This window comes from Lapillicoccus sp., from assembly GCF_025353065.1.
Taxonomy (GTDB): Bacteria; Actinomycetota; Actinomycetes; order Actinomycetales; family Dermatophilaceae; genus Lapillicoccus.
On record NZ_JANXRJ010000324.1, the window covers coordinates 1 to 11,853 of the forward strand.

The 11,853-nt window shown below is 72.9% G+C and carries 10 protein-coding genes; 3 read left to right on the forward strand and 7 right to left on the reverse strand.

The genetic code is table 11. The features are described 5' to 3' along the window. Together Q0R63_RS23730 and Q0R63_RS23735 are read left to right on the forward strand one after the other, a co-directional pair. Positions 1 to 712, forward strand: a 712-nt coding sequence (locus Q0R63_RS23730; RefSeq protein ID WP_295702735.1) for an ABC transporter ATP-binding protein, incomplete at its 5' end; no start/stop codon positions are given. Then, entirely contained in the window at positions 709 to 2,679 is a 1,971-nt protein-coding gene (locus tag Q0R63_RS23735; protein WP_366521204.1) for an ABC transporter ATP-binding protein, read from the forward strand. The genes Q0R63_RS23730 and Q0R63_RS23735, both read left to right, overlap by 4 nt. A 185-nt stretch (positions 2,680 to 2,864) precedes the next feature. Here Q0R63_RS23735 and Q0R63_RS23740 read toward each other — a convergent pair whose 3' ends face one another. From Q0R63_RS23740 to Q0R63_RS23765, 6 genes are read right to left on the reverse strand one after another with little or no spacing between them, the layout of a single operon-like run. Further along, complete coding sequence (locus Q0R63_RS23740; RefSeq protein ID WP_295702737.1) at positions 2,865 to 3,359, reverse strand: hypothetical protein; 495 nt, start codon at positions 3,357 to 3,359, stop codon at positions 2,865 to 2,867. Between the two features lies 1 nt (position 3,360). Further along, positions 3,361 to 4,509: a glycosyltransferase gene (locus Q0R63_RS23745; protein ID WP_295702739.1), complete on the reverse strand. Its 1,149-nt coding sequence runs from the start codon at positions 4,507 to 4,509 to the stop codon at positions 3,361 to 3,363. Next, complete coding sequence (locus tag Q0R63_RS23750) at positions 4,506 to 5,912, reverse strand: cytochrome P450 (RefSeq protein WP_295702741.1); 1,407 nt, start codon at positions 5,910 to 5,912, stop codon at positions 4,506 to 4,508. Before Q0R63_RS23750 ends, Q0R63_RS23745 begins: the two co-directional genes overlap by 4 nt. Before the next feature lie 19 nt (positions 5,913 to 5,931). Next, complete coding sequence (gene crtI, locus Q0R63_RS23755; protein WP_295702743.1) at positions 5,932 to 7,584, reverse strand: phytoene desaturase family protein; 1,653 nt, start codon at positions 7,582 to 7,584, stop codon at positions 5,932 to 5,934. Beyond that, entirely contained in the window at positions 7,581 to 8,501 is a 921-nt protein-coding gene (locus Q0R63_RS23760) for a squalene/phytoene synthase family protein (RefSeq protein ID WP_295702745.1), read from the reverse strand. The genes crtI and Q0R63_RS23760 overlap by 4 nt, the downstream gene beginning before the upstream one ends. Continuing rightward, positions 8,498 to 9,532 (reverse strand): polyprenyl synthetase family protein, encoded by a 1,035-nt coding sequence (locus tag Q0R63_RS23765; RefSeq protein WP_295702746.1) that lies wholly within the window; start codon positions 9,530 to 9,532, stop codon positions 8,498 to 8,500. The genes Q0R63_RS23760 and Q0R63_RS23765 overlap by 4 nt, the downstream gene beginning before the upstream one ends. Positions 9,533 to 9,802: 270 nt before the next feature. On the opposite strand from Q0R63_RS23765, the gene Q0R63_RS23770 reads away from it, so the two are divergent. Next, on the forward strand, positions 9,803 to 10,726 hold the full coding sequence (locus Q0R63_RS23770) for a 2-hydroxyacid dehydrogenase (protein WP_295702747.1): 924 nt from the start codon (positions 9,803 to 9,805) through the stop codon (positions 10,724 to 10,726). 42 nt (positions 10,727 to 10,768) lie between these two features. On the opposite strand, the gene Q0R63_RS23775 is transcribed toward Q0R63_RS23770, so the two are convergent. Then, on the reverse strand, positions 10,769 to 11,788 hold the full coding sequence (locus tag Q0R63_RS23775) for a glycosyltransferase (protein WP_295702748.1): 1,020 nt from the start codon (positions 11,786 to 11,788) through the stop codon (positions 10,769 to 10,771). Positions 11,789 to 11,853: the final 65 nt, after the last annotated feature.

The following is an 11,853-nucleotide window of genomic DNA, read 5'->3' on the forward strand; positions in this document are numbered from 1 at the left end:
CCTCACCGGGCGGGCCGCGCGGGTCGAGGGCCGCCGCCGCGACGTGCTGCGCGCGCAGCAGGTCGCCCGGGACGAGGAACGAGCCCGCCGACGCTGGGGAGTCACCGTCGGCGGCGTCGACCTGTCGGAGGTGCCGCTCGCGCAGGTGCGTGAGCGCATCCTCGTCAGCGATGCCTCGCCGCACGTCTTCGCGGGCACGCTGCGCGAGGCGGTCGACCCCCACGGGTCGCTGTCGCGGGAGGACGCCGAGCAGGCGCTCCACGCGGCGGCTGCCGAAGACGTCTTCGACTCCCTGCCCGGCGGGTGGCAGGGCGAGCTGGAGGAGCGGGGGCGTGGCCTGTCCGGTGGACAGCGGCAGCGCCTCGTCCTCACCCGCGCCCTGGCGCTCGACCCCGAGGTCCTCGTGCTCGTCGAGCCGACCTCGGCCGTCGACGCCCACACCGAGGCCCGCATCGCCGAGCGCCTCGGGGCGTTCCGGTCCGGGCGGACGACGGTCGTCATGACGGCGTCGCCGCTGCTGCTCCACCACGCCGACGACATCGTTCTGCTCGAGGACGGCCGGGCGACCGCTCGCGGACGGCACGCCGACCTGCTGCAGGAGTCCGCGGCATACCGGGCGGTGGTCGTGCGTGGTGACAGCGACGGCGATCCGGCCGAGCCCGCGGGCTCGTCGGTCGACACCGATCCACTCGGTCAGGAGGTGCGCCCGTGACCGTCCGTGGCTCACTGCTGTCGCCGCTGCCCCCCGACCTCGCCCTGGAGTCGCTGCGCACGTGGGACGCCGGCGACGCCGAGCCCGCGGTCCCCGCAGCGCTGCGCCCGGCCGAGGGAGCCTCCCTCCGTGAACGTCTGGATGGCCTCCGGAGTCGTCACACCCTGCGGGAGCAGCGCGCCCGATCCTTCGTCGCTGCCTCGATGAACCCCGTGCGCGGCCTGCCCGTGGCACCTGCCCGCCAGGTCGTGGGCTTCATCGGGGGGCTGCTGCGCGCCCGTCCCGGCGTCGTGGCCCTCGTCGTCGTCGGCAACGCGGTCGCGGCGGTGTGCGGGCTGGTCGTGCCCCGGATGCTCGGGGACCTCGTCGACTCCACCGTCACCTCGGTGCGCGCCGGCCAGACCGACGCCGCCCTCACGGCCGCGACCTCGACCGCTCTCGTCCTCATCGCCCTCGTCGTCGCCCAGACCGTCCTCACCTTCGTCGCCACGGCGGCCTCGGCCGTCCTCGGGCAGGGGCTGCTGGCCAGCGCCCGCGAGCACGTCGTCCGCTCGATCCTGCGGCTGCCGCTGTCGAAGGTGGAGACCGCGAGCTCGGGTGACCTCGTCACGCGGGTCACGCGCGACGTCGGGACCATGAGCGAGAGCGTGCGCTGGGCGCTGCCGCAGACCATCGTGGCCGGCACCACGGTCGTCCTCACCCTGGTCGCGATGGTGTCGAACTCGCTGCTGCTCTCCCTTCCGTCCCTGGTGCTCATCGCACTGGCCCTCGTGCAGATCCGCCGCTATCTCGTGCGCGCCCCGCGCGGCTACCTCACCGAGGCCGGCACCTACTCGCAGATCAACACCACCCTGACCGAGACCGTCGAGGGCGCGCGCACCGTCGAGGCCCTCGGCCTGACCTCCCACCGTCGCCGACGCGGGGACGACGACATCCAGCGCTCGGGGCAGGCCGAGCGCTACACGATGACCCTGCGCAACCTCCTGTTCATCGTCATGGACCTCTCGTTCAGCCTGCCGCGTGTGCTCGTGCTCGTCGTCGCGGCATACGGCGTGACCGCCGGCTGGGTGACGATCGGCCAGGTGACGACGGCGATCCTCTACGTCGAGGCGCTGTGGGGCCCGTTCGACCTGCTCGTCCACACCGTCGACCGCGTCCAGGTCGGCGTCGCGTCGACGACCCGGCTCCTCGGCATCTCGACGGTGCCGCCCGACCGGGTCGCCGGCACCGCCCTGCCCGACGGGTCGGACCTCGAGGGACGCGACCTGCGCTACGCCTACCGCGCCGGCCACGACGTGCTCCACGGGATCGACCTGGTGCTCCGCTCGGGGGAGCGGCTGGCCGTCGTCGGGCCGAGCGGCTCGGGCAAGTCGACTCTCGGCCGCCTGCTGGCCGGCATCCACGGGCCGCGCACCGGGTCCGTGACGGTGGGTGGGGTCCACCTCACCGAGCTGCCCCTCGACGTCCTGCGCCGCGAGGTCGCCCTCGTCACGCAGGAGCACCACGTCTTCATCGGCACCCTGCGTGACAACGTCGCGCTCGCCGGCGAGCACGCCGACGACGTCCGGGTCGCGGAAGCGCTGGTCGCCGTCGGCGCGCGGAGCTGGGTCGAGGCCCTGCCGGAGGGACTGGACACCCGGCTCGGGTCGGGCGGCCTCGAGCTGCCTCCCGGCCGAGCCCAGCAGGTCGCCCTGGCGCGCCTCGTCCTCGCCGACCCGCACACGATCGTCCTCGACGAGGCGACCTCGCTCATCGACCCGCGTACCGCACGCACCCTGGAGGGCTCGCTCTCCGCGCTGCTGACCGGCCGCACCGTCGTCGCGATCGCGCACCGGCTGCATACCGCGCACGATGCCGACCGGATCGCTGTCGTCATCGACGGTGCCGTCGCCGAGCTGGGCAGCCACGACGAGCTCGTCGCCCGCGACGGGGAGTATGCCGCCCTGTGGCGCGCCTGGACCTCCTGAGGTCCCAGGCACACCGGTCACCTCCGTCGCCGTCCACGGCCGTTGGTTGACGCTGCGCTCGCCCGGTCCCCCACCCCCCCGCTTGTTGCTTCCCGAGTGCCCATACCTGCCCGAAATGTCGCCAGAAAGGGCACGGCAGAAGCAACAAGCGGTGCTGTGGGGGGCGGTGGGGCGAGGGGCCTCGCTCACCGGCCAGACGTCGTTCGGGCCTCCAGCACGGCCTGGGCCCGTTGGCGGTTGTAGCGCTGGATCGCAATGAAGGGCAGGTTGACGCCGATGCCGTAGGCGACGAGCAGGGCCGAGGCGAGGGGCGGGTTCCACAGCAGGAACAGGGGGCTGGCGGCCAGCGCCCCCCAGTGGCCGAGCTCGGCCCGGCGGGTCTCCTGGACGAAGAGGCGCAGCCCCGCGTCGTCGCGCGTCGGGAGCCGGCTCTTGCTGATCCCCCCGGAGAACAGGTCGCCCGCTTCGGGGAGGCGGTCCTTCCACCGCGTGATCGCGAGGCGCCGACGGTAGAACTGGCCGCCGGCCTCGAAGGAGCGGGGCCGTAGCAGCCACGGGTCGTGGTCGAGCCGCCCCGGGGCGAGCCGGTGGGCGAGATACCCCGTGGCCGAGTGCAGCACCCCCCACGCGAGCACGTCGACGGCGATGGTCAGCGGGCGCGACATCACCAGGCGCAGCACGTCAGCGCACCTCCCCCCGCGGGGACCGCCCGGTGGTGATCGCGCGCCCGCGCCACGTCACCTCACGCCGGACGGAGGTCAGGAGGACCGACCGGGCGAAGAGGAGGCTGAACGCGACCAGCGGCACGGGGAACAGCGCCCACGTCCACCAGCGGAATGACCCCACCCTCCGCAGCATGGCACGCAGCTGCAGGGTCACGCCCACCCACGCGGCCGCCCACAGCGCCGGAGGCCCCTGCAGCGGCAGCGGTCCTCCGTGCAGGACCACGACCACCGACAGGACGGCGCCGACGGTCACGGCCCAGTGGCTCGCGACCCAGAGCGCGGCCGCGAGCGCCGACCACCGGTCCGCCGCCGCCGCGCCGGAGGCGATGTTCTTGGTCCAGCCCTCGACCAGCTGCCGGGTTCCGCCCGGATACATCCGCATCCGGACGGCCCCACCCCCGAGGAGACAACGCACCGGCATACCCGCTCGGTCGTATGCCGCGGCCAGTCGTGCGTCGTCGAGGATCTCCGCCCGCACGGCAGAGTGGCCGCCGGCGCGTTCGTAGTCCTCACGGGAGGTGACGAGGACCGGACCGAACGCCATCGGGTGGCGGGGGCGGCGCCGGGCGAAGGCCCCGCACGCGAGCAGGGACATGACGTTGAAGTAGGCGGACAGCTGTTCGTAGGCCCGCACGGTCCGGTGGTGGGGCTGGACGGAGACGAGTCCGCCCTCCTGGTCGAGGAGCGTCAGGAGGCCGTCCAGCGCGTCGGGCTCGAGGGTCGTGTCGGCGTCGAGGAAGAGCAGGGTCGACCCGCTCGCTGCGGCGACGCCCTGGTGACAGGCCCAGGCCTTGCCTGTCCAGCCGGGCGGTGGTGTCGTCGCCCGGATCACCGTCGCTCCCTGGGCGCGGGCGATGTCAGAGGTCCCGTCGTCGGAGCCGTCGTCGACGACGAGGACCTCGCGGGGAGCGGCCGTGAGGGATCGCAGCGAGGTGAGAAGGCTTGGGAGAGTGGCGGCTTCGTTGCGAGCCGGGATGATGACGGAGACGGCTGTCGCACGCCCTACCGGGGTGGCACGTCGGGGGACGCGCCGGGCGTCGGCGAGCAGCAGGTGAGCGAGGAGACCGGCTGCCAGCAGCATCAGCGCCAGCAGCACGGTGCTCATGGTGACCGGACGGGGCCGGGGTCGATGAGAGAGGAAGCGGCGGTGCAGGGGGTGACCCGGAGCGGCATCCCGCCGCGCGGGTGCACCGCGACGTGGGCCTGCGGTCGCGGCCGGGACCAGCCGCCGGGCGTGCTGACCCGGTGGTGGGCGAGCAGCTCGCTCAGCACGATGGCCATCTCGCCGAGCGCGAACTCCCGGCCGATGCAGAGTCGTGGGCCGAGCCCGAACGGCAGATAGTCCGAGCGGGCCCTGGTCCCCGTGTGCAGGAAGCGTTCCGGTCGGAACTCGTCCGGGTGCGGCCACGACTCCGGTCGGCGGTGCAGCAGCCAGGGGCTGATGATGGCCGTCGTCCCGGCCGGCACCTGCTGCTCACCGATGAGGTCGGGCTGGGACGAGCGGCGCGACACCACCCACGCCGGGGGGAAGAGCCGCAGCGACTCGTCGATGACCGCGCGGGTCCAGGGCAGGCTCTCGGCGGCGCCGACCATCGACACGGGTCCACCGTGGTCGCTCACCTCGGCGCGCAGTCGGTCCTGGGCCGGCTGGTCCTCGGCGAGCAGCATCAGCGTCCACGCGAGTGCCGCCGCGACGGTCTCGTGACCGGCCACCACCATGGTGACGAGCTCGTCCCTGATCTCGCGGTCGCTGAGACCGCCGTCGAGCAGCAGCCCGAGCAGGTCGTTGCCGTGCGAGTCGGTGCTCACCTCCCGACGCCGGTCGATCAGCTCGTGGCTGAGCGCGTCCAGCTCCCGGCCGGCGGCTCGCAGCCGCAGCTTCATCGGGGTCGGCAGCCAGTCCGGCACCGGCACGATGGAGCGCCCGAGGGCGACGATCAGCTTCGCGGCCGCGCTGGTGGCGTCGAGGAGGTCCTGGGCGCGGGCCGACAGGTCGGCGGAGAAGAGGGTCCGCCCGACGACGTCGAGGGCGATCTGCATGGCCACCTCGGCGACGTCGACCGTGGCTCCCTGCGCCGGCAGCCGGGCCCAGGCCGCGGTGGTGACGCGGGTCGCTGCACGCACCTGCTCCGTGGCGTCGTCGAGGCGCCGGTGGTGGAACGCCGGTGCGGCGATCCGCCGGTGCTCGATCCAGCTCGGGTCGTCCGAGGCGATGAGGCCCGGGCCGGTGACCTGCGCCAGGGCGGCATACTGGACGGTCTGCTTGTCCCAGTGCCTGGCGCCGGTCTGCAGCACCTGACGGACGTCCGCCGGGTCGTTGACGAGGAGCACCGGGGGTCCGGGCACCGGGAACGCGACGAGGTCGCCGTACTGCTGCTGGGCCGAGGCGAGGAACGCCAACGGGTTCGCCCGCACCGACGTGAAGGTCCGCAGCATGTCCCGGGGGGTGGGGCCGTCGACGCCGATGTCGGTCGGCCTGCGCGATCGTTGACGCGACTGTGTTGTCACGTGAACACCAGGTCTGTTGTCACGCGAACTCCTTGTGCGACAACGACGTCGGCTTCTGCGTCGGAAGCGGGGTCGGCAGTGGCTCGGTCGAGGTGTCGCCCCGGACGGCCTTGAGGAGGATCTCGGCGCTGATCAGGCACATCGGCAGCCCGATTCCTGGGATGGTGCCGTGACCCGCGTAGTAGAGGCCCGCGACCCTCCGCGAGACGTTGCGTCCGCGCAGGAAGGCGCTCTGCCGGGCGGTGTGCCCCAGCCCCAGCGCGCCCCCCGACCAGGCGTGCACGTCGGTGACGAAGTCGCCCGGACCGATGGTGCGCCGGACGACGACCCGCTCGGCCAGATCCGGGATGCCGGCCCAGCCGGCGATCTGGGCGATGGCGGCATCGGCGATGGCCTCCACCCGGGCGTCGCCCTGCCCCGCCACGCCGCCGCGCCCGAGACCCGGGTCGGCCGGCATCGGCACGAGCACGAAGAGGTTCTCGTTGTCGGCGGGCGCGACGGCCGCGTCGGTGGCGGACGGGCGGCATACGTAGATCGAGGCGGGGTCCGGCACCCGGGGCGGTGACCCGAGGATCGCGTCGAAGTTCTCCACCCAGTCCGTGGTGAAGAACAGCGAGTGGTGCTCGAGCTGCGGCAAGGAACCGCGCACCCCCAGGAGGACGAGCACCGCTCCCGTTCCCGGGTCCCGGCGGTCCCACCACGACTGCGGATAGGTCTGCAGCGCGGGGGGCAGCAGCTCGGTCTCGATGTGGTGGAGGTCGGCCGCGCCGACCACCAGGTCGGCGTCGAGGACGTGCTCCGGTCCCTGCCGGCCTCCCTGGGTGTCGCGAAAGCGCACCGATCGGACCCGCGCACGGCGACGGTCCGCACCCGGACGCCACCGTCCGGACCCTGCAACCGGCGCGGTGACGATCTCGAGCACTTCGGCATCCGTACGGATCCGCACCCCCTCTGCCTCCGCGAGGGCCACCAGCGACTCGACGACGCGCGTGATGCCGCCCTGCGGGTAGAGGACCCCGTCGGCGAGGTCGAGATGGCTCATCAGGTGGTACATGCTCGGGGCGCGGTCCGGCGACGTGCCGAGGAAGACGGCGGGATAGCCCAGGATCTGGGCGAGGTGGTTGTCCGTGAAGGAGCGGGCGATGAACCGGTCCATCGGCTCGATCAGCAGACGGGACAGTCGAACAGCGTTCCGCAGGACGTCCGGCCGAAGCAGCGGGAGCAGCGACTGATAGGTCGTGTAGAGGAACCGCTGGACCGCAAGGTCATAGACCTCGCGTGCCGAGGCGAGGTAGGTTTCGAGGCGCTTGCCGGCGCCCGGCTCGATGCCCTCGAAGAGGGCGATGGCCGCCGCGGGGTCCGAGCGCACGTCGACCGGCTCAGACCCGTCCTGGAAGAAGACCCGGTATGCCGGGTCGAGCCGCACGAGGTCGAGCTGGTCCTCCGTGGTGGTGCCCAACAACCGGAAGAAGTGGTCGAAGACCTCGGGCATGAGGTACCACGACGGACCGGTGTCGAAGCGGAACCCGTCCTGGCTCCAGCTGCCGGCACGACCCCCTGGCGACGCGTTCTTCTCCAGGAGCTCGACCTCGTAGCCCTCGCGCGCCAAGAGTGCCGCACACGCCAGGCCGGCGAACCCGCCGCCGATGACCACCGCTCGACGGGCGCTCATGACCGGCCGTCCCGGACGACGGCGGTCAGGGCGATGCGGGCCTTCGTCGCCGAAGGGACCCGGACACGCTCCCGGCGAAGCGACTCGGCCGGGGTGGCTCGGAGTCGGACGGCGAGCTCGGTGAACAGGGACTGGGCGGTCGCCACGGCGCGTCGGCTGCTGCGGGGCAGGTCGCGGGTGGCCGCGGCCGCGGCCGCGAGGTCGGCGTCGATGTCGTCGAGGATCCGCCCTTTGTCGTCCTCGGTCAGGTGGTCGGGGTCGATCCCGGGGAAGTAGCTGCGGCCTCGCTGCTCGTGGTCGTCGGCGAGGTCCCGCAGGAAGTTGATCTTCTGGAAGGCGGCCCCCAGCCGCCGTGCCCCGGGCGCCAGGTCGTCATAGCCGACCGGCACGCCCGGGGTCGCGTCCGGCGCGGCGGCACCGTCGGCCACGAAGATGCGGAGGCACATCAGGCCCACGACCTCGGCCGAGCCGTAGACGTAGCCGTCGAAGCTGGTGGCGTCGTGCTCGCGGACGGTGAGGTCCGCGCGCATGGAGGCGAAGAACGGGGCGATCAGGTCGTCCTCGATGGCGCACGCGCGTGCGGTCAGGGCGAACGCGTGGACGATGAGGTTGGTGCTGTAACCGTCGCGAACCGCCTCGGCCGTGTCCTCCTCGAGCCGGTCGAGCAGGGCGCCGGCCCGAGCGGGGTGGTGGACGCCCAGCGGCCCGTCGACGATCTCGTCGGCGAGACGGACGAGGGCGTAGACGTTGCGGACCCGGTCGCGGACGGGCTGGCCCAGCAGGCGGCAGGCGAGCCCGAAAGACGTGGAGTAGTAGCGGATGACCGTCGCTGCCGCCTCCTGCGCGACCCGGTCGTAGAGGTCGGTGTCGCTGGCGACGGGGCGGCGGGTGGACCGCAGCGGCACACGCATACTCATGCGGCGTTCCCGAGGACCCGCTGGCTCAGCCCGGTCAGCTCGGCCATCAGCGTGGGGTCGAGGTGGAGGTCCTCGGCGGCGCGCAGCGACTCCGTCATGTAGCGGTTGGCCAGGTGCTCCACGTAGGCGCGCGACCCGCAGTCCGTGAGCAGCGCGCGGACCGCCCCAGCACGTTCCTCGTCGATGGTCCGGTCCCCGACGTGCTGCGAGATCTCCGGCCAGGCCGCCGTGCTGCGGGCGTGCGCGATCAGGGGCGTCATCTTGCCTTCTCTCAGGTCACCGAGGGCGCTCTTGCCGGTGACGGACTCGTCGCCGAACACGCCGAGCAGGTCGTCGACGAGCTGGAAGCCGATGCCGGCCAGCCGGCCCACCTCGCCGAGCAGGCCGGCGGTGTGGTCCGAGGCCCCCGCGAGCACGGCGCCCGCCTGCAGGGGGAGCTGGAACGAGTAGACGGCCGTCTTGCACTCCTCCATCCTGATGACGTCCGCCAGGATGCCGGCGTGGTCCGACCCCCCCAGGCTCAACGCGACGTCGGCGAGTTCGCCGGCCGCGCTGACGTGGACGGCGTCGTCCAGCAGGTCGAGCAGCCGTCGGGTCGTGCAGGCGGCGGCACCGCAGAGGGCGATCTCGCGCGTCGCGCCGACCAGGGCGAGGTCGCCCGCCAGCACGCCGGCGGCGAGGCCGAAGGTGGCACAGTCCTGCAGTCCGGCCGCGCGGGCGACGGCCCGCTCCGAGAAGGTACCCGAGACGTTGACGGCCCCGCGCCGGACGAGGTCACCGTCGATGACGTCGTCGTGGATCACGAAGGCCGTGTGCAGCAGCTCGAGCCCCGCGGCCACGCGCCCCGCCATCTCGTCGTCGCTGCCGCCGTACGCGTGGTAAGCGGCCATCATGAGCGCGGGCCGAAAACGCTTGCCCGCTGCCGTGGCGCGACCGAGCGCCCGCCAGAGCTCGACGTAGTCCTCACCGTGCCCCGCCGCCTTGTCCAGGCCCTCCGCAACAAACCGGTCGAGCTCGTCCTGAAGGCTCATTGGCCAACCTTCCTGCTCCGATGACGACATCCACGCCGGTCTAGCCAACGCCATCCGGGTCCGGACGGCAACCGATCGGGGACCTGGGGCTGATCGGGCCAGGGAATCAGCACGGCAGCCTCTCCTGGTGCCTGCGAGGTGCCGGACGGAGCCAGCGCCTTCTGCCGTCCTATGTTCCCTCTCCCGGGGTTCCTCACACACGGCCCCGGGGTGCCTGACAACGGGCGGGGCGCCGACCTGCCGCCGCGCATCGTCCAGGGAGCGCCTACGGTGACCGTTGTGACCGTCGTATGCGTGCCGGATGACCATGCCGTCGAGCTTCTCGGAACCGTCCCCGAGGGGGTGCGGGTGATCGCCTGGGACGGTGACGGACCCCAGCCCGACGGGCTCGCGGACACGGAGTTCTGGGTGCCGCAGGTGGAGGACGCCTCCGAGCTGGAGGCGAAGTTCGTCGCCATGCCGCGGCTGCGGGTGATGCAGCTGACCAGCGCCGGAGTCGAGGACGTCCTCGATCACGTGCCGGACGGGGTCACCCTGTGCGACGCCCGGGGGGTCCACGGCAGCTCCGTCGCCGAGCTGGTGCTCACCCTGGTCCTCGCCTCGCTGCGGCGGCTGCCTGACTTCCTCGACGCCCAACGGGACCGTCGCTGGGACCTGGTGGAGGCCGACGACCTGCGCGACAAGACGGTGTTGATCGTCGGCGCGGGGGACCTGGGGGAGCAGACCGCCCGCCGGCTGCGCAGCTTCGACGCCACCCCGGTCCTCGTCGCGCACTCGGCCCGCGAGGGCGTGCACGCCACCGACGAGCTGCCCGATCTGCTGCCGGACGCCGATGTGGTCGTCCTGACCCTGCCGCTGACCCCGAAGACGGCGGGCCTGGTCGACGCCGAGTTCCTGGCGCGGATGCGCGACGGCGCCCTGCTGGTCAACGTCGCGCGTGGAAAGGTGGTCGACACCGATGCGCTGCTCGCGGAGCTGACGTCCGGCCGGCTGCGCGCGGCGCTCGACGTGGTGGACCCCGAGCCGCTGCCTTCCGACCACGCCCTCTGGAGCGCGCCGAACCTCATCATCACCCCGCACGCCGCCGGCCACGTCAAGCAGGCCGGCTCGCGGGCGTTCGCGCTGGTGGCCGAGCAGCTGCGCCGGTTCGTGGCGGGGGAGAAGCTGGAGAACGTGGTGGAGGGCGCTTACTGACATCACGCCGACGCCGGTCAGGTCAGGGCAGGTCAGCGCAGGTCAGGCGTATGCCGTGAAGTGGGGACCGAGGGCGCCGAGCCAGGCGGCGGGATGGGCGGCGACGGCGTCGGCTCCGGGCCGCTCGAACGCGGCGGCCACGACTGCCTCGAGCGCCTCGCCGGTCCGGGCGAGGGAGTAGCGGTCCAGCACCCACTCCCGGTTGGCCTCCCGCAGGGGGGCGAGCTCGGTCGCCCGGGCCAGCAGGTCGATCACCTGCTCCCGCAGCAGCAACGGCCGTTGCTCAGGGACCCGCCAGACCCCTGGAGCCTCGAACAGCTCGTGACCGCCGCCCCCGTCATATCCGGCGACCAGGCACCCGGAGGCCAGCGCCTCGGCGACGGGCAGGCCGAAGCTCTCGCTGTGACCGAGCGACACGAAGACGGTCGTCGTCCCGAGTGTGGTCGCCACGCCGGAGCGTGGGGTGTCGACCAGCTCCACCAGGTCGACCCCGGTCAGTCGAGCATCGTTGTGCAACAGCGCTTTCAGTAGAGACGCCTCGCGCGGCCGCTTGCGGGGGAACCAGGTGACCCGCGGTCGATCCGTCGGGCGGGGGGCGAAGAGCTCACCGTCGACGGGGTTGGGCACCAGGTAGACGGGGAGGTGCGGCAGGACCGCGGCCAGGACGTCGCGGCTCTCTGCGGTCACCGCCCACATCGCCGGGGCCGGCGACCAGTCGGGGAAGTCGGGACCCGCCGGCCCGGCCGCGAAGGTGTAGAAGTGGTTCTGGTTGAAGATCACCTTCCGGGCACCGGGTGCCGGGTCGCGGCCGTGGATGGTCGGGGTCTCGGGCAGCACGAGCAGGTCGTCCGACCCGATCGGCGTCGTCGCTCCCGAGACGACCGGGACGTCGGCGTCGATCCAGTCGGTCCGGTCGGCGGGGTCGGGGAGCCACAACCACGCATTGTGACCGGACGCCCGCAGCAGCTGGACGTGCTGGGTGAGGACGTGCACGCCGCCGCTGTGCCGCAGCGTCGCGAACCCGGCATACACGATGCGCGGGCGCTTCGGTGGCGTCGTCACCACTGCGGGGGATGGAGGTACCACGTCGCTGCGCTGCCGGTGTTGTGGGCCGGGAAGGAGTCGGG

Bases quoted from the DNA above. Each gene is read 5' to 3' on its own strand.
- Q0R63_RS23765 (WP_295702746.1), bottom strand. From the start codon at position 9,532: ATGAGCCTTCAGGACGAGCTCGACCGGTTTGTTGCGGAGGGCCTGGAC.
- Q0R63_RS23745 (WP_295702739.1), bottom strand. From the start codon at position 4,509: ATGAGCACCGTGCTGCTGGCGCTGATGCTGCTGGCAGCCGGTCTCCTC.
- Q0R63_RS23760 (WP_295702745.1), bottom strand. From the start codon at position 8,501: ATGAGTATGCGTGTGCCGCTGCGGTCCACCCGCCGCCCCGTCGCCAGC.
- crtI (WP_295702743.1), bottom strand. From the start codon at position 7,584: ATGAGCGCCCGTCGAGCGGTGGTCATCGGCGGCGGGTTCGCCGGCCTG.